Source organism: Methylorubrum suomiense (assembly GCF_022179765.1).
Classification (GTDB): domain Bacteria; phylum Pseudomonadota; class Alphaproteobacteria; order Rhizobiales; family Beijerinckiaceae; genus Methylobacterium; species Methylobacterium suomiense.
The window spans coordinates 138,531-156,760 of sequence record NZ_BPRE01000012.1 but is presented as its reverse complement, the minus strand read 5'-3'; the positions used below and the strand labels follow the sequence as shown (position 1 = coordinate 156,760).

12 protein-coding genes are annotated in these 18,230 nt (G+C 60.2%); 3 read left to right on the top strand and 9 right to left on the bottom strand.

Features of this window, described 5'->3' with window-relative positions:
* Nucleotides 1-742 precede the first annotated feature (742 nt).
* Nucleotides 743-988, top strand: a complete 246-nt coding sequence (locus MFF26_RS18560) for a DDE-type integrase/transposase/recombinase (protein ID WP_137830838.1) — start codon at nucleotides 743-745, stop codon at nucleotides 986-988.
* Nucleotides 989-1,653: 665 nt separating this feature from the next.
* Here MFF26_RS18560 and MFF26_RS18555 read toward each other — a convergent pair.
* Nucleotides 1,654-1,962 carry a hypothetical protein gene (locus tag MFF26_RS18555; protein ID WP_137830837.1) on the bottom strand — a complete coding sequence of 103 codons (309 nt, stop codon included), beginning with the start codon at nucleotides 1,960-1,962 and terminating at the stop codon, nucleotides 1,654-1,656.
* Between the two features lie 806 nt (nucleotides 1,963-2,768).
* Between MFF26_RS18555 and MFF26_RS18550 the strand changes: the two genes are divergently transcribed.
* Entirely contained in the window at nucleotides 2,769-3,272 is a 504-nt protein-coding gene (locus MFF26_RS18550; RefSeq protein ID WP_137830836.1) for a hypothetical protein, read from the top strand.
* A 244-nt stretch (nucleotides 3,273-3,516) separates the two neighbouring features.
* Here MFF26_RS18550 and MFF26_RS18545 read toward each other — a convergent pair whose 3' ends face one another.
* Complete coding sequence (locus tag MFF26_RS18545; RefSeq protein ID WP_137830835.1) at nucleotides 3,517-3,858, bottom strand: hypothetical protein; 342 nt, start codon at nucleotides 3,856-3,858, stop codon at nucleotides 3,517-3,519.
* 1,039 nt (nucleotides 3,859-4,897) lie between these two features.
* Between MFF26_RS18545 and MFF26_RS18540 the strand changes: the two genes are divergently transcribed.
* Complete coding sequence (locus tag MFF26_RS18540) at nucleotides 4,898-6,268, top strand: right-handed parallel beta-helix repeat-containing protein (RefSeq protein ID WP_238308293.1); 1,371 nt, start codon at nucleotides 4,898-4,900, stop codon at nucleotides 6,266-6,268.
* 147 nt (nucleotides 6,269-6,415) lie between these two features.
* Here MFF26_RS18540 and MFF26_RS18535 read toward each other — a convergent pair whose 3' ends face one another.
* The 7 genes from MFF26_RS18535 to MFF26_RS18505 all read right to left on the bottom strand — a co-directional run bounded on the left by MFF26_RS18535 (nucleotide 6,416) and on the right by MFF26_RS18505 (nucleotide 17,791).
* Complete coding sequence (locus tag MFF26_RS18535; RefSeq protein ID WP_137830833.1) at nucleotides 6,416-7,492, bottom strand: methyltransferase domain-containing protein; 1,077 nt, start codon at nucleotides 7,490-7,492, stop codon at nucleotides 6,416-6,418.
* 188 nt (nucleotides 7,493-7,680) lie between these two features.
* On the bottom strand, nucleotides 7,681-8,772 hold the full coding sequence (locus MFF26_RS18530) for a hypothetical protein (protein ID WP_137830832.1): 1,092 nt from the start codon (nucleotides 8,770-8,772) through the stop codon (nucleotides 7,681-7,683).
* Nucleotides 8,769-10,316 (bottom strand): hypothetical protein, encoded by a 1,548-nt coding sequence (locus tag MFF26_RS18525; RefSeq protein WP_137830831.1) that lies wholly within the window; start codon nucleotides 10,314-10,316, stop codon nucleotides 8,769-8,771. Before MFF26_RS18525 ends, MFF26_RS18530 begins: the two co-directional genes overlap by 4 nt.
* A complete protein-coding gene (locus MFF26_RS18520; protein ID WP_137830830.1) occupies nucleotides 10,313-12,505 on the bottom strand; it encodes a glycosyltransferase family 2 protein in 2,193 nt (730 codons plus the stop codon). Before MFF26_RS18520 ends, MFF26_RS18525 begins: the two co-directional genes overlap by 4 nt.
* Complete coding sequence (locus MFF26_RS18515) at nucleotides 12,502-15,786, bottom strand: glycosyltransferase (RefSeq protein ID WP_137830829.1); 3,285 nt, start codon at nucleotides 15,784-15,786, stop codon at nucleotides 12,502-12,504. The genes MFF26_RS18520 and MFF26_RS18515 overlap by 4 nt, the downstream gene beginning before the upstream one ends.
* A 232-nt stretch (nucleotides 15,787-16,018) precedes the next feature.
* Complete coding sequence (locus tag MFF26_RS18510) at nucleotides 16,019-16,714, bottom strand: glycosyltransferase (RefSeq protein WP_210236221.1); 696 nt, start codon at nucleotides 16,712-16,714, stop codon at nucleotides 16,019-16,021.
* A 60-nt stretch (nucleotides 16,715-16,774) separates the two neighbouring features.
* Nucleotides 16,775-17,791, bottom strand: a complete 1,017-nt coding sequence (locus MFF26_RS18505; RefSeq protein ID WP_137830828.1) for a KpsF/GutQ family sugar-phosphate isomerase — start codon at nucleotides 17,789-17,791, stop codon at nucleotides 16,775-16,777.
* Nucleotides 17,792-18,230: the final 439 nt, after the last annotated feature.

Below are 18,230 nucleotides of genomic sequence, written 5' to 3'. Positions count from 1 at the left end.
ATCGTCGATTCCGACCTTCACAGTTAAGGTAGCGGCTCCCGCTTCCAGCAACGACGCCACTCCACCAAAGCGCGTCGCTCTCCAGCAGATCAGGCGTTAGCTCATCGAAATACAAAGAGCTGCCACGTCTCGGCGCCCCATCGAACACACAATGTATAGATTCGATGATGAAAATTATCGTTCGCCATACACAATGTAAACGATGCTATTCACATTGCCTTCATAAGGATAAAGCAAGCAGAGATTTAGATAAACTATCTTGAGATATCGGACACCGTTCACGGCGATTGCGAGGCCACGGCGTCCTCACAGCGCATTTCACGCCGGCACAAAATTCAGACAGATTGAATAGTCCAACGAAAAATTTTCCAGGGAACAAGAGGCAACAAATTGCTGTAACTGACGATCATCCAACCTCGTGGAGCCCTGCGAGCAGCCTACACATGGTTCACTGCAAGTCTCACCCATCTTATCATTTAGCTCCAGAGTTGCAAACAATTGGTTGGGCTGGTCCGCGGTAATGACGACCCAATCGACCTGTCGCTTGAGTTCGAGTCCTCCGTCCAAGCCGTCGTTAACTAGATAGCCCAAAGCGACCGCGAAAACGGCCATCGCGCGTCCAAGAACGTTGACGCAAGCGCATCGCGCGACTGATGCAGAGGCCGGTCTCATCGGCCTCAGCCAGCGGCGCGAAGGCACCTTGGCCACCCGGCGCTAGCGAGCGGCTCTTTCCGCACGCGATTTGGCGGATCACAATCTCCCTGCAGAGGCCTCCGACCAGATCTGGGCGGGCAACATAACCTTCGGGCCGGCCGCCTTGGACTTCCTCTACGTCGCCGTGGTGATCGGTATCAGGAGCCGGCGCGTCGTGGGTTGGTCGTTCGCCAATGACCTCTGGATAGAACGCATGTTCGATGCGGTGGAGACCGCCGTCATGGAGCGCCAACGGTGCGACTTGATCCACCACTCCGACCAGGAATCGCAATAGACGTCGCGGACCTTCGGTGCCGCTGCCGCAAGGCGGACGTGCGACGCTCCATAGGCTCGGTCGGCGACACCTATGACAACGCGGTATGCGATAGTTACTGCGCGGTGCTAAAGCATCAGTTGCCCGAGCGGTGGCGTTTCACCTGTTGAGCGCAGACCTCCATGGCAGTCTTTGCCTTCATTGGAGGCTTCCACATACACGTGCGCCCGGACGCTTCGCTCGGCTATCGCTCACTGGAACGCTACGAACAGGAGATGCTGCCAACTGCTGACCCGCAAGCGTTCCACATCTCCACCAAAGCGGTTCGCCTCCAATTCCAAATCGGCCTGCGTCGATCGAGGCTATAATGGTCGGATGCGGTTCGCCTCCAATTCCAAATCGGCCTGCGTCGATCGAGGCTATAATGGTCGGATTCGGCGGCGGCCGCGCGGGCCGCCAGCATCAAATTGAGGGCGGTAAAGACGCCCAAGGCCAAGCGCGACTTTGCTTTATTGGTACATCGATTGGGGGGGAGCGGAGCGCTCCTTCGCCTTGGCAGCTCACCGAAGACGACTGATCGACGATCACGAGCACAACGCCAACACATTGGCGGGTCTACGCGCGGTTACTTTTGTTTGCCTCATGCTTGAGCAAGACGAAATTTAACGAGGAGGGCATAATACACTTCAACCAACGAGGCGTCGCGACGCCCCCATGCTCAAGTCTAAAGTTGGGCTTTCGTTTGGTGAAATATTCGTTGTAGGCAACGGAGACGAGAAGCCTAGTTGGGATTTCAGCACGGCGACTTGCGCGTCCGCGAGCAGCGATTGCATCGCATGAATTGCCGCCTTTGCCTCCTCGCTGGCCGCGTTCAAAAGAAAGGCCGACGCCGCGCCCGGAGGGAGCTTCGTACGGGTCAGGCCATCGCTGCAGCGCCGCCTTGACCATCCCTGCGCAGCAATCGCGTTCCGCGCAGAGTCGGTATCAAGGCTCATGAACCTCCCGGCTTCTTCGTACGTCAGCCATATCTGCATCATCGCACTCCCGAATTAGGTTCACCGTAGACACGCTTGATGACGATTTGGTCTCCAAGGATCGTTAAGTTTGTGTGTAAATTTCTCGGAACGCTAATTTGCCCCGACTCATTCGATGATCGAGACATCTAGAAGACGCGTTCTATAAAAAAATATTTATATCAAGCGCTGTTCTGATACATACACGATATCATATAGATTATTATCAGCATATAGACCGAGCATGAATTACTATTCAAGAGATGAGGAGTATCGATTTTGACACGAAATTACCCTCACACGACCTGAATTTACTTAAAAACTGGCCTAAGCACCAAAGATTTTCACTCATAAGGATGACATAAAATATCTTCGAGTTGTATTAGCTATTTTCCTAAAAATACACAGTTTATACGGCCCATTTAGCATATTTTACCGCTTATCGCTCTACAATAAGCTTATGCTACAGCACAGTACTCAGGCGAGGACGACGTTGCGATTGGGTGCGTCCCGTAGGTCGCAGTTGCGTGCGCCCGGCCGCTCCGGCAAAAATGCAGCCTACCGCATTGCTGAACAGCCCTGCCTATTGGACATGTCGAGCAGCTGGGAATGGGGAGCAGGCACCGATCAAGGTCACCGAAGCGTACCGCTGACATATCCAATTGCCGAAGGATAAATCGAAATGAATGTAGCAAAATACCGCCACAACGACACAAATCGGATTTGCATCAAACACAGACGCCAGTTCTAGCGTGCCTTAAATGATATAAGCAGCGATCATTTCGACAATGTCCGCTAGCTACCGCGCTTATGCAACAGCCGCGGCTCTGGGGCTGCTCACCTTGGGTGTAGTTTGGCGCCTGGGATCTTACATCAGGCCAGACAGCGTCGTTCTACCAGCACCACCACCTGCGCCTCCATCCACGATTCGAGATCTTCAGCCGAGCCGGTGGCTCGAAGCAGCTCCGATCACGTCGGATGCTTTCACCAAACCACAGGCGCAAAAGCCGACATTGCCGAATTTGAATGCTGCGGCGGCGTCATTTCTCAGAGATATCAACGGGCGCTGGACAGGCAGTGGAATCGTCGCAATCATCGACGCAAAGCGTGTACGAGGTCATATTGGAGATCAGGCCAGCAAAGATCTGTATCCGATAGTCGTACGAGATATTGGCAGCAATATGCTGGTTGCCGATTTTGGCAACAGACGATTTATAATCATGCGGCGAAAGGAAGGACTCGCCGTTGCTGGGGCGACACTACAAGCCCCTGTCGACCTGCGCAAAAATTAGCGCAAGCAATTTTCAAGCCGGGCTAGCACCACACTATGATTGCGGAAATAGAAATAGCTTATAAAGATAATCGCCGATAGCTCCCTACATACTAAGGAAAACCAATGCCTCCCCAGAAATCAGCAACTCATCCTTCAGCAAACAAATCCATCAGCCCAGATCGACGGGTCGTAATTTTGCGCAAGGAGCCTGCCCCAACTCAATGATTAATCAACCAAAAAAACGAACGCTGCTCCAGTAGGTTTTACCCAGCGGCGCGTTTTGGCATAGTGCCTGAACTTGTTGAATTCGGTTCCGTGATCGCTTGCAGAGATTTGCTATGTTTCGCGCTTGAGGCGGTATCGATCGCGCTTCCCTGCTCAGCAAGCTGTCGAAGCGCGCTCACCATGGCGTCCGTCTGCCGATCAAGATCTTTTTCAGCGCTCCACTCGGGACCACGCCGCCATGCCTGAAAGAGGGCAACACAGAGGCCAGCGAAGCTGCCCATGATAGGTCCGGCCAGCAACGCAAGAAGCTGGCTGTAGGGAGCGGTCATTGCAGCCGTAGCGGCGCAAGCGATGATCGCAGTGAACATGATCGGCAACATAGAGACCCTCGCACTTGCTACGCTTCGGCTTCGCGGTTTATGCGAGAATGCCGTTACTAGGTCTTAAGAGGCGGTTGAGATTTATCCGACGATCCCCAACACTTTGCTCTCACTTGTGTCGTTCACCTTAAATCGCATTAATTGTAGATGAACGCTGTTTGAAGGCAATGAAGTCACTGTCGAGCTCTCGATTGCCTAACGGCAGCGTTCGGGTCTACCTCTCGAGGCCTATTGGAGGTGTGGGGAATGGGCTGGCGTCGAACAGGCGGTGCCTTCGTCGTCGCGTTGCAGCTATCTACAGCTCTCGAAATTGCAGGACGCCCCTGACGGATTCTGCAACCTGCTGCCTGAGGGCATCATGTGGCGGCGGCTCTCACGTACCCATCGGCAAGCTACACGGCCAGCGTCCGGTCCAGCTGCTGGCGCAACGACCGCCCGTTCCGCCGGATTGGCGAGCATTTCGTCAAGGCAGGGCGTGTATCTGTCGGAGTGTAAGCCTCCTTCGCTGCCACCGAGCTCGACGGTCAGTGCATCACGATCGGCGAGAGCGTCGGATGATGCGACCATGATGGCGAGCGGCGCTATTATCTGCAGTTCCTCGTCGAGCTTTGTGACGTTGCCCGCCGACTTAGGGCCCTGCGGGGCAATCATCCATTCGGGTTCAGCCGACTAGGCTGGACGCACCAGCCCCAACGTTTCCCCTTCGATGCATCCCTCCTGGTGCGGGATGAATACCCCACGGATCATGGTCGTAGCTGGCGACTCCGCTTGTCAGCGATGCACCCTATCGCGTTCACGGTTGCGCCTTATTCCAATGAGAGCATCGCGTCGGCGAGGGTGCGCAATCCGGCCTGTTCACACCCGAAGTGCGGCGTCCGACATGGTATGGGAAATCGGAAACTTACGCATGGCTTCGCTGTGCTGTCTCGTTGCGCTCACTGCGACGGCTCCCATAATCATCACCACGCCCGCCCGTGCTGACCAAGCGCTGCTCATTGGAACGCCGTCGGACAGCACAAGCCTTGGACCTCTCGGTCGAATGATCCCGGTCGATGCGCCCGCGATCCGCCGCCCGACCGCTAACCGGGACACGATCGGCACGACCCGGATTGCCGGTGCCGGCCTGTCAGATCATCCGTTTCTGATCGACCCTGACACCAAGTCACCCATGAATTATGGGGCGATCTGCGATGGGACAGCCCGTCCCCTGTCGACGCGCTACACCACACTCGCAGCCGCGCAATCTGTCTACGGCGCAACGCTGGTCACCGCGCTCAACCAGGACATTGACACGGTGGCGTGGCAGTCGGCACTCGCCACCGGACGCCTGGTCACCTTCCCCTCCGGCCGTATCTGCACCCTGCGCGCGCGCCTGACGCTGGCCGTCACCGGTGGCATCATCGGCGACGGGACCGGGCGCTTCGTTGCCAACGCGACCGACTTTTCCGCCACCGTGCTGGCGTCCAACGCCTCCGATACCCTCATCCGGTCCGATCAGGGCCGTAACATCGTACTCCGGGGGTTCGGTGTCGCGTTTACCTCGGCCCCGGACTCGTTCACCCGGGCAGTCGCGGTGACGCGCGCGTCGGGAATTCTGGTTGAGCGCTTGGACCTATCAGGCTTCAACGCTGGCAATCTGATCGAAATCGACAGCAGCACCGACGCACGGGTTCAAGACAATGTGATCCGGGACGGGCTCCTCGACCGATCCGGTTCGACCTCACAACTGACCGGTATCGCGATCGACGATAATCTGGTGAGTGGGGTGGCGTCCCGTCGCGTCCAGATCACGGGCAACACGATTCGAAACCTGCTCGTGACGGCGGCCTTCCGTGCATCCTATGGTTACCAGAGCGATGGCATCACGGTGCTGCCTTCAGCGATCGACGTGGCGGTAACCGACAACACCGTCATCGGTGTGGGCGAGGGGATCGACTTCCAGGCCAGCGGCGGAAAGATTGCGGGCAACACCGTCCGCGTATCCTATCAATTCGGGATCAAGCTGATCCACGGGGCGTCGAACAACACCGTGTCGAGCAACGCTGTGACCTGCCCCGGGATCGGTGGCATCACGGTGTGGGGCGGCTCCGCGAAGGCCAGCGCCGACAACATGGTGGTCGGCAACAGCGTCACCGAGGTCAACTGCCTCGGCGAATACGATCGAAACACGACATGGGCCTTCGGTGCGGCCGACAACGGCTTGGCCCACCCCTCCAACAACAACACTTTTGTACGGAACGTGGCCTCGGGCGGGGAGAAGGCCACGGCGGCCTATTATTGGGCCGGCGTCGGTACCGGCAATACCGCGAACTCGGCACAGATCAGCGGCGATTATCGTCGGCCATCGCTCGCCCCGCCGTTCAACGGTACGCCGATGTCCGCGACCCTCAAAGCGATCAAGGCGCACTGACAAAAGGCGTCGTTGCCAAAACCACCAGCAGCATTCCTCCGCAATGGGGGGGGGGGACCGGCGGGGCCCGAGCGGACTGTTGGTCGCCTTAGACATGCCCAGCTCGCGCAGATCCCGGCACCGGCCACGTCGGGTAGCCTCGTTCCTTTACTGGGCGCTCCGCCGCAGCGCGATACCGAAGTCCTTGTTGTTCGGTGACGCGTTCAGGAACATACGATCATACCACCCACGCTTCTGCACGACCTTCGCAAGCTCAATGATTGTATCTGATGTATAATAATGCGCATGAATTGAGTAATTTCTCTCGATTAGGCTATCCGGCGTTGCGTAGGGAGCAGTGTATCGACACCATTTCTCATACTTGGCCAGCGAAAGTTCGTCTGCCTGTGAGGCGTACTCTTCGATCCAGTCACTCGGATCGCTGGGCGGCTGGCGCAGATCGAAGCAGTACCTGAGATCGGGAATGACGGCCGCGACGAAGCCTCCGGCTTTCAGCTTGCCGGACCAGTTCTCGAGAACCTGAATGGGGTTATTGAGATGCTCGAACACATGGCTAGAGAAGATAAAATCGAGGGAGCCATCCGATATGATGTCAAGCGTAACGGCATCGCCAATGATGTAAGATGCCCATAGATCTTTAAGATTTTCGGCATCCAATGACTTGCCGTAGTTGCTGACCCACGTCTCGATCGGCGCCGCCTCGACATATCGGACTGAGGTGTTCGCATCGGTCTTGACGAAGGGGTTGGTGCCGGGTCCGACCTCAATCCCATCGCCCTGCAGCAATGGTCGCAGGTTGAGGCGAGGATTGAAAAGTCGGGTTGTCGCTAGCTCGCAGGCTGTGCCACCGCGATTCTCGATCACGAGGTCAAACCCGGGCGCGAACCCGATCCAAGCTGGCCAGTCCAGGCTGATCGCGTTGTCAGGCCATGTCGTGCCGGGTGAGGGGTACAACAGGTGTGATCGCCCGTCGGACGCTTCGAGCTTCACGATCAGATCCGGCTTCTGCGCTGGATCGCCGGCTGCGTAGACCGCCCAGTTCGGCACGCGCGGATACCGATGCAGGGCGGTGAACTCGTGCGCGTCGAGTAAGCGGAATCGGGCACCGGCACCCAGCGCAATGCCCAGAAAGGCGCGTGATCCGCTTCCACGCGTCGTCTCGACCTGTCCGGCCTCGACCTTGAGGGCGCGATCCTTCCGGTTTACGATGTCGAACAGATTCACGGATTGATACTCCTCTCGTGCATCATAGAACCTCGATGCACCGGGGCGAAGAGCGCCTCCACGATGCGCGCCGGGTGGACGTTGCGCCGGGCCCGGAGGTCGTGCCGTGGCTCCAGCTGTTCTTGTGTCCGGTCGGGGTCGATCTCCAAGCCCTTCCGTCTCCCTCCGCCCGAACAAATGTGCCTCTTCTAAGCTGCGGACAGCAGTGCGGCGTAGCGCTGGTGTACATCGTCGGGGATCAGCAGTCCCCTGATGAAGCGATCTTGCCGGGATACGAACCGGCCGGGATCGGCGGATGCTGCCACGGCGAAGCGCCACCAATTCTCGGCGGTTGAGACGCGGGCAAAGGAGGCGAAGTTGCGAAGGTCGATGGCGTTGTCGCCGTCGTGCCAGACAGCGACCGGCACGCCGGCAAGCATGAAATCGAACAGAATGGAGGACGGTGCTGAGATTGCGTAGGCGAAACGGGTGAGATCGATCTGGTAGAGCGGCTGCGTGCTGCGCACGGTGCAGGCTTCGAGGGCAATCGCGTTCTTCTCGGTGAACTGGCCGGCTGGATGTGAGCGGAGATGGACCCGCGTGCCGAGCGCCTTCACACGCCGCTCGAACTGAGTGAATTCCTCGAGAAACCCAGATCGTGTCGTTGCCGACTTGAACCGCACGGAGTGGAGATTCTCGCAGACCATGCCTTCATAGGCGTCGGGATCGAAGCCGTCTGTCATGGCGCTTCGGCGCGTGCGCGGCCTCATCTCGATCATGGCCGGCGGACCCGCAACGTAGAGCTTGGCCCGTTCCGAGGCTGTGATCGAACTCAGGCGCGCCGGCGCAAACCAGCCGACGATCACATCAGCGGCAAAGCGCACAGCAAGTCCTGCCGAAGCATCGTGCGCTACGTTGTGCAGGAAGCCGACACACTCGAACCCGTGCTGCAACGTGATGGTGGTGAACGAGCTCGGAGCGGAGGCAAACAGGCGGTGGGTGACCGCATGATTGGGCAGATTCGACTCGCTGCCGGCAATGATGAGCCCACGCTTATTCTGGAGATGGCGGTAGGCCTCGTACTCCGACGCGTAATGCGTCTGGGGTACGTCGAGCTCCGCGCACAACCTGCTCAGTTCGGTCGCCCAGCGTCCGGTCGCGTCGAGTTTGGCGAATTCTGCCGAGACGAGCACCTCGCATCGCGATCCCGGAAGCGACCGAGCCAGCTTCATCAAGGGCTGGAGAATCGCCACGTCCTGCACGAGGTGAACGTGAAAGACGATGGAAGGCGGCGCCCTCATGCGACACCGCTCCGGATCGCGGTCGTCGCACGCGGATAGGCGTCGCCATGCATCGTGGCCAACGCCAATTGATGCTGCTCGCTCACGATGACCGACGCCGATGGGAACAGGCGTTGGCAGGCCGTGCGGATCACTCCCATGACGCTCGGATAGACTGCGAGCCAGCTGAACCGATCGCTTCCCATTGCGAGCGGAAACGGATCGTTCCATCCCATGATACGGCTCAAAGGTAGATCGCAGAACTCAAGGTCCATGATGCGACCGACGTCGATTGCCGCCGTGGCAAGGTCGGGATCCAGAAACTTCATCCGCGATTTCTCAATCCGGCAACGGAGTTCGCCACCGATAGAATCGAACCGAAGCTGATAATTCAGCGTCTTTTCATGAAAAGGGCTGCGGACAGAAAGGCCACCGAAACGCGCTGCCAGTTTATGAATCGACGTATCGGAGTTTCTGCCATGGATCAGACAGAGCGGCGGTCCTGCACGGCGCGAGGAGTCCTTCTCCGACGGGCGCATGGGTAGCGAGGTGGCAGCGCTTCCGAAAGTTGCCGCAGCCTCCGCCGGGCTTGCATGGGCGTCGAGCAATTCGTAGAGGCGCGGGAGTTGCGATCCTCGGAGCTTGACTTGGCCGAGCTCGAGATCGGCAACCAGATCATCGGCCGACCGATAAACAAATTCACCGAGGCTTCGGTACAGAGGGTAGCCTCGCGAGAGAACCTGGCAGCCGCGAAGCAACGCAGTCAGGCAACGGTTAAGCGACTTGGCGCGGCTGAAGCCCTGCCCACCGACGGGAATGAAGGCGACATCAGCGGCCTTGAGGCTCTCGTCCTCGCGCGCCTCCGTCCATTCCATGATGCGGAAATCGATCGGCAGCGTCCGCAGCAGGGCGAGCCCTTCACTCGACAGCGCCCTGGTATTTGTCAGAACCGTCAAGGTCGCGTCCCAGCCGAGCGCCTTGAACCGCGCCAGATCTCCGCCGTAGGCGACAAGGTCGCGGACGCCGACAGAGAAGAAGGGATTATCGCCGATCCCGAACCAATAGATCGACAGCCGACGCGACGCGCTCGCCGTCCGGATCTTATCGGACACACGATGTGCCAGATCGCTTCGATCAAATGCCTCGATCGGATCGGGGACGATCGTGATCGGGGCACGGGGCATGTACTCGGCGATGACCGAGGTCAGGCGTTCCGTCGTTCCGAGCACGAAATCCGTGAACGGTTCCATCTCCCGAACCCAGCACTGGAAACGCGCGAGGCGCGCGTCGTCCATTTGACTAAAGTAATCATCGAAGAAATCTTGACCGACAATCTTACCGATTTTTTGTAGATGGCACGCAAGAATGAGAGCTTCAGGCATGAAAGTCTTCGAAAAAATGTAGATTTCTGCGTCGTATGTCTTCGTTTGTAAGAGCTCCGCAATCGGTGCGTAGGTGATTGTCGTGCCAAGCGGGGCGGCGGAAGCCAAGCGCAGGTAGCGGATCCGCATGCCTGCCGAGGATACGAATTCCGGCGACTGGATGACGATGCAGATCGTGGTCACTTCAACCTGCGCAGAATGGTCGTGGATTCGACGAGGCGATCGAGGTCGAGCCGTGGGAAGCGTCCAAGCAGATCGATATCGAGTGTTCCGGGCAGCGCGGTTTCACCCGCAATGGCCGTCAGCGCGGTGCTGCATAGGTTGAGGTAGCCGGCTTGGATGGCCCGCAATCCAAAATCGATGTCGATGTTCGAAGTTGATTGATACTCAGATGAGAACGCACCGACTTTTTGGAAAACCCGCTTGCGCGAGGCCATCAGAAGACTCGTATTCGCCGCGACTGGATAAGTTGCCATGGCGAGCACTTCGTCTGTCGGCAGTGCTTCATAGGCCAAAGCTGGCGACGTAGAAAAGGAGAGGCCAGCGAGGAAATATCCCGCCCCGCAGAAACCGAGCCGGTCGCCCAACGCTCGCAGCAGCATGGCGCTTGCGCTCGCGATACCCTCCATCGTCGCCAGCGACGCGAGGGCATCCAGCGTTCGGCGGTCTGTGAGCACCGTGCTGGGCGAGACGAACACGAGCACCTCGCCCGAGGCTTGCTCGGCGGCATCCGAGAGAGCGGTCCCCCGGGTCGCGGATGGATCGCGGACTCGATAGCGAACCTCCTTTGGGAACGCCGAACGCAAGGCGTGTTGCGTGGTCGGCGGCAATTCGTCGAGACTCGATGCCGTGCCTACCAAGACGATTTCCGTGGGACGCGCCGATTGAAATCTGAGCGAATCGATAAGGGGGGCTACGTTGTCGGTGATGCTGTCGAGGGCGATACAGACCGATATCGACGCGGAAAACGGTTCGCTTTGTCCGGTCAACACCGACGGCGATGCTGCTCCCATCGGAAACAATCTGGCCGGGTCAGCCATCGTCAGCAGGTCAATTTGCCGAATTGCCATGGACCGGGTGCGGACAATGGTCCGTCCGGACGGGATCGCTCTCCCCGTGTTAAGACGGGGGATGCCGCAGGCATGCCCGATGGGCTGCGCAGCCTCCATGACGCCTGGACGCCACGGCATGCATACCGACCAGACCGCCCCCTTACTGAATCGCGGCTGCACGATGTATGCGCAGGCCCCCGAATCGACGCGCGATGGCATCTCCTTCGGAGAATCGTCATCGAGTGCCGAGACCAGTGCATGGAGGGTCGGAATCGCATCGGCCGGCAGTGAGAGGGAACTGCCGGGCTTCCGCTCCTCCTCCCCCGTATGAGGCAAGAGGGAAGCGATGTGCTCGGCCAACTCGTCATCGGCGGGTTCCCGATCGAGGCGCACCGCCACCCCCATCAGGCCTGTGAGCCAGTCGAGGACCGCACCGGTGAAGATGCTTTCGTTGCCGGCTGCATCGCGCGCGTCGATCTGAATCGCGTCGATGCGCCGTGCTTGGTGATGCCGCGAGCGTAGGAAGGCACTGAGATACGCTGCCGATACGTTCGCAACGTCCCGCATATCGTCGGCCGCGACCGCTGCCGCGCGAAGCTCCCAATGGTGCAACCCTCCCCTGAGCAGCGAGGGGAACGGGATGATGTTGAGGGAGCGGATGGTCAGTTCGGCGTCCGTCGCCACGAGCAGCACCGGCCCGAGCGGATTGGCGAGGCCGATCGTGCAGATCCCCAGGCCGCTTCCTGACGTGAGGTCGCCCCGGCCAACCTCCCTCACCGCAGCAGTTCGGCCGACGATCTGGTAGGCTGCGAGATTCAAGGTCTCGTCACCTGTGTCGCTGGCCGAACCCTCGAACCTGAGGCGAAGCTGCGCATCCGATGCAAGCCACAGATCGGCGAGCTTGAGGCCGCTGCCCCCCGACTCATAGAAGGCCGCCGGACGCCGACTATCGGTCTCGCACAAAGTGTCCACTGGGACCGATGCGGACAAGTCCGGTTGACCGTCGAGCGAAAGCCGCACGCTGGGCGGCCCGACATGTTCGGAAAGCCGAACGAAGGACCTCAGTGCCGCTGAGGGAATGGCGAAAAGGGCGTCACCGTCCAGCACGGGCTGGCAACGAACAACTCCGAGACGCTGCCTTCCGATCTGAATCGACAAGGCCGGCGGGGCGTCGTTACCGATCCTACCCGCAGTCGTCAGTCTGCAGAGCAGGCGATCCTCGTCCGCATCGACCGAGAGCCATCCCGAATCCGGTGGATCGAGGGACAAGGCCATAGCCGTCAGGGGTTCGGCAATCCCCGCGTCATCGATCTCGGTCATAGGTACCACGACAGATCCGTGCGAGGTGGGAATGCCGGCAGGCAGGCGGTGCTGGTCAAAGCGAGGTTGGGATTGAAGAATGGGTCGTCCACGATCACGGGTCGCCAGCGCTGCATCATCTTCGCTTTGTCGTCGGCGAACCGTCTCTGCTTGTCCGGATTGTCTTCGCGGCCCCGCGACGCCGATTCCAAGTGGTACAGTGAGGCTTGGGGCGTCCAGATGATGCGATAACCGGCGGCCCGGATCCGCAAGCAAAGATCGACGTCGTTGAAGGCGACCGGGAAATCCAAGCTCAGCCCCCCGACCTCGTCCCAGACCTGGCGTCGCATCAACATGCAGGCGGCGGTGACAGCGGAATATTCCTGCGTCACGGTCAGCCTGTGATGGTACCCGCCGACGCCATCCTGCATGCGTTTGAAGATATGGGACGCGATTCCGCCGACCCCGAGAACGATGCCCGCGTGCTGAATGGTGCCGTCTGCGTAGAGAAGCTTGGCCCCCACCGCACCGACATCGGATCGTACGCCCTGAGCAACCATGGCATCGAGCCAGTTTTCGTCGCTGATCTCGATATCGTTGTTCATCAGCACGATCATCGATCCGGACGATTGCTCTACGCCGAAATTGTTGATCGCCGAATAATTGAATGGGCCTGGGAAGAGGACGATCTTCACCCGCGAAAGTTGACGCAATTCATCGAAGAGAGCGAAAGTCTCCGGCTCGACGCTGCCGTTATCGACGATCACGACTTCGATCGCGGGATAGCGGGTCCGGTGCAGCAATCCCATGACGCAGGATCGCAACAGGGTGGCGCCGTCCCGCGTCGGTATCACGACCGATACGAGAGGTGATGTGGAGGGAGCAGGAAAGACGACGCGTCGCATGGAGCGACCGATCCGTGAAACGGACGGGCAGACTTCGGAGCCGTCCATCGTCAGCAGATCGCCGACGACGCGCGCTGTCAGCATCTCGTCGTCGTCATGCGCCGTCGCCCCGACCGCGCGATGGTAGAGGACGAAGGGGCAGCGCACGACGGGCTGTCGGTACACGGTCCGGTGGCGCAACAGCGCGCGATAGAGTCCGAAATGATTGGCAGCCTCAGTGCCGGCGCAGTCGAGGGCCTCGGCGACCCGCACGAACGCCGCGCGGCAGAAATAGTCCTGGGCGGCGGCAAGATCCGGGTCCCATCCGCCTTTGAAGTAGGGATCACTCCGGATCCCGCCTGCATCGATGTGGTCCTCGTCGGAGTAGACAAGACCCGCATCCGGATTCGCCCGGATGAAGGCAGCGCCGGTGACGAGCGCGTGGGGCGCAAGGACGTCACCAGCCATGACGAAGGTCGCGTACTCGCCCTTAGCCTGAGCGAGCAGTGTGCCGAGGTCGCCGTCGCTCGCGCGCACCACGATGGGCGAGCGCGCAAACGCCGTGGGGACAGGACCGGCGAGAACGATCTCGAAATGGCCGTATGCCTGAGCCGTCAACGAGGCCAGGGTGCGCTCCATCGCGGCGGCATAATCCGGCAGGCCGAGCACGATGACGCTGATACGGATCGCGTTCACCTCGGCTCCGTCGGCTCGACGGGTGATCATGTCGGGCGCGGCCTCGCCGTAGAGCCTGTGCCAGACTCTGTAATCGCCCTTCTTCGCCGCGGCCTTGAGTTCGTTCAGCGACGGCTCTTCCGGGGGCTTCGTCGGTGTCACCGTCGCGGCGAGGAGCGCCGCATCATCGACGATCTCAAGACCCTGCCCGCCTCTCTTGACCGTAATCGGTGTCCCGGCAAGCGTTTCCCCTGTCTCGGCCAAGCGCAATCGAATCGTCTGCGGCGCATCACCCTTCAACAGATGCGCGAGTGGCACTTCGAAGCCACAACCCGCGGCCTCGGGCGGGCCGACAAGGCCAGCGCCCATCGCATGATTGGCAATGACCACCGTGGTGAACTGATCCTCGATCTCGACCTCGACGAGGGCTGCCACCGGCGACGCGTCGCGGTGGATCGCCCAGCCCAGCAGCGTGTCGTTGGCAAGGGTGAGCCAAGCGCCGCGGGGTCCCGCGACGGGCACCGGCTCAACGGGAGCGGGCTCGTCAGCCGGATGCTCGGCCAAGGCATCTTCGGCCGGCTCAGCAGCGTCTTGCTCGGGAACAGCGACGAGCGACGCCATTTCGCGCGCTTTCGCCAGTTCGGCTGAAAGGCTCTCGTTGACGATTTCGCTTGCCGCGAGTCGGGCGAGGTGGTCGTCCCCTTGAGATCGTAGGCGATCAGCTTCGGATCGAGCATCACTGGCCGCCGTTTCCGCGATCCTCAACTGCCGCTGCAACCGGTCGAGTGAATCCTTGGCGCCTTTGAGATCCGCGGTCCGGGCGGCCAGTTCGAGAGCAGCGGCATCCGCCACGGAACGGTGATGTTCCTCGCTCCGCCTGTTCGACATTCGCTCGGCCCTGAGCCTCAACAATGTCGCCGCGGCCCGCTTGCGCCTCGTCGCCTGCCTCCGCAGCGCGTCTTGCGCGGTCCGTTGCTCACCGGCGAGAGACCCCTGCGGGGGTGAGGCGTTCTTCGGCGCGGCTTTTCCGGCAAGCCCGGCTTTGACGTGTTCCTTGTCGTCTGGACGAGCCTGATCGCCCTCTAGGGAGATGGCCTGGAGTGCCTCGGCTTCCTTCGCCGCCACATCGAATGGCTTGAGAAAGCTCAAGACGTGCGTGACGGCATCAAGCTTGTGAACCGCGTCATGGCCGTTCTCCGACCGCGCATCCTGTCCGGCATCCCCCGCGCGCGGTACCAGGATGGCAATCACCTCGTCGATACCGACCTCCCAGCGCGGCACACCGAAGCGGCCGGTCAGCAGCACGAGCCATTGATCGGGCGACATGAGGAGAATGTGGGCGTTGCGACCGTCGGCAAGGACTTTGACAGCCGGCCGTGTCGAGATGTTGACGAGCAGCACCTTCTTCGTGAGGCGCGCCAAATCGGAAAGCACGTCGTCAAGGCAATCCGGTTCGATATGCTCGAGGACATCGGTGCAGACCACGAGGTCTGCCGGCTCGGGCGGCAGATCCTTGCCGGCAACCGCAGGATCATATTCGGACGTGACGACGTCGATGCCCTTCGCGAGAAGGCCCTTCGTGAGCAGCCCTCTACCACAGCCATAATCGAGGATGCTTTCACAGACGAATGCATCCATGAGGAGCTTGACGCCCTCGACCCAGCGATGCCCCCCGATGCCGTAATTGAAGCGTCCGTGCAGCTCCTGTTGGAGGTGGCGATAGGTGTCCGAGATCAGGGCCACGTTCTACCTCTACCGACGTACGGGATCGCTAGCTTCCAGGTTCGATGCCAGAACCTTCGCATCGCGGACCGTAACGGCACCGTCAAGCGAGACGCACGACGGAGAGCGATCCAAAAGAGGGGATCGCCTTCACCATATTCATCGCCCTGCGGCTCCTATCATGAGTCGCAGGGCGCCCGAACCGATCGTATTGGGGCGGGTCGATCCTGCTCAGGATCGCTCCGCAACTCCGTCACGCCGTCGCGGATTGCTGGTACAGATCACGCTCGCGGATCCACAGATCGCCGAAGTCGACATCCTGACAGTTTTCGAACCAGGGGCCGCCATTGGTGTAATGGATCGCCTCCGGCGGGCTTGCCGGCTTGTCGTACTCGCCTTCGAGGAAGTTCCAGCCGAGGGGCAGGCTTCCGATTGCCTCATCATCGGTCCATGAGAGGCGATGCAGAAACGCCGGGCTCTGCGTATTCACGACATCGGGCACGAGGGCTTTGACGGTGGGATGCGCCCCGTTGAACACCATGAACGACGACCAATTTTTGCGCGGGTAAGTCGTCTGAACCTGTCCGTCCATTTTGTTGGCGGTACGCGGGACGTATTCGTGCTGAACCACGTAGACCGCCTTGTTTCGATCAAGCTGATCGATCATCGCCCCAAGGTCGGCTGTGAAGAGGAAGTCGCAATCGACGAAGATCGACCAGTCGTCGCTGGCAGCAATGTAGGGTACGAGGAAACGCGTCAGGGAGAATTCCGTGGCCGCGCCCTTGTCGGAAGGCCTCGTGTATAGGCCGAGTTCCCGCACCGTGGCCTGCTTGAGGGGATAGATTTCGAGATCGATCTTGGAATGACGGCGCAGCGAGTGCCGGCACACCTGCCAAGCGATATCCTCCCGGGTGTCGTAGCCGACATAGATCTTGAGGGCGGCGGGCATCAGCGCGAGGCCTTTCTGCGTGGGAAGCGAAAACGGGTGCGATCGGGCGCTGCGGGGCGGTTAAATCACCCCGGCACGGATCAGGTCGTGGACGTGCAGAATGCCGATCGGGCAGCCTTCGGCGTCGACGACGAACACGGCCGTGACTCGGCGTGCGTTCATCATGTCGAGAGCCGAACTGGCGAGCAGATCGGGCTGAACGGTGATCGGCTGCCGCGTCATCACATCGTCAACGGGCATGCGGAGAAGCGCATCACCCATGTGCCGGCGTAAGTCACCGTCCGTGACGATACCTGAGAGCCTGCCATCATCCTCCAGCACGCCCACACAGCCGAACTTGCGTCCGGCGATGGCCAGAAGCACGTCCGACATGAGGGTTCCGGTGCGGACCAGCGGCATCTCTTCGCCGCCGTGCATGAGCTGCTGCACAAGTTTCAGCTTCGCCGCGAGCTTGCCCCCGGGGTGAAAAATCTTGAAGCTCGACGCCGTGAAGCCGCGGCAATCGAGGAGCGCCACTGCCAAGGCGTCGCCGACCGCGAGCTGAACGAGGCACGATGACGTCGGTGCGAGATCGTGTGGGCAGCTTTCCCGCACCTTCGGCAGCGTCAGGACGATATCCGCCGCGCGCGCCAAGGTACTCTGCTCGTTCCAGGTCATGGCGATCAGGGGGATCTGGAAGCGACGCGTATAGTGGATCAGGTCCGCCAATTCGGCCGTTTCGCCCGACCAGGAAAGCGCCAAGATAGCGTCGGCAGACGTCACCATGCCGAGGTCGCCGTGGCTCGCTTCGGTCGGATGGACGAAGAAGGCCGGGGTACCGGTCGAGGCCATGGTTGCGGCGATCTTACGGCCGATATGGCCGCTCTTGCCGACACCGCAGATGATGAGACGTCCCGTCACGGCCAGGATCGCCTTCGTGGCCGCCTCGAACTGAGACGAGAGCCCGCGGTCCCAGGCATACTGAAGTTCATGCAATGCAGACACGCCGATCTTGAAGGAGCGTTGCACCGACAAGCGGATCAACTCTTCCTCAGACTGCGCAAACGCAGTGGGGTGCTGTGCCACAACAGATCGCATTAGAAACTTCTTTGCGGCTTGGGCATCCGATCGATCGTTCCGACCTGCCCGTTTGCGTTAGCGTCACTTGAGGCAGCCCTCGACGTCACGCATCATGCAACGCTTTAAGGCAGAAGAGTGAGCGGCGGCATCGGAATTCAGGCGCCAGAGCCTGCGGCCTCCCTAAACCGCAAGGCAGGAAGTTTCAACCGAACGAAGACTCCGAACAACCCATTGTGTTCGGTCGGCCGAGCGGATTCGGTCCGCGTTTGTGATCGGACGAGGTTCGACTTATCCGGGGGGTTCGGTCCCAACGAGCCTGCTTTGCTCAAGGCATCTAAAACTTGCAAGTCCACTATGAATTCACTCAGGGCGCGCAGGCTTCGCGTGATCAATCGGGCGACTCGCGACAGCGTGTCGTCTGCGGTGCCGTCCGGCCACGATCACGACAGCCGCCGTA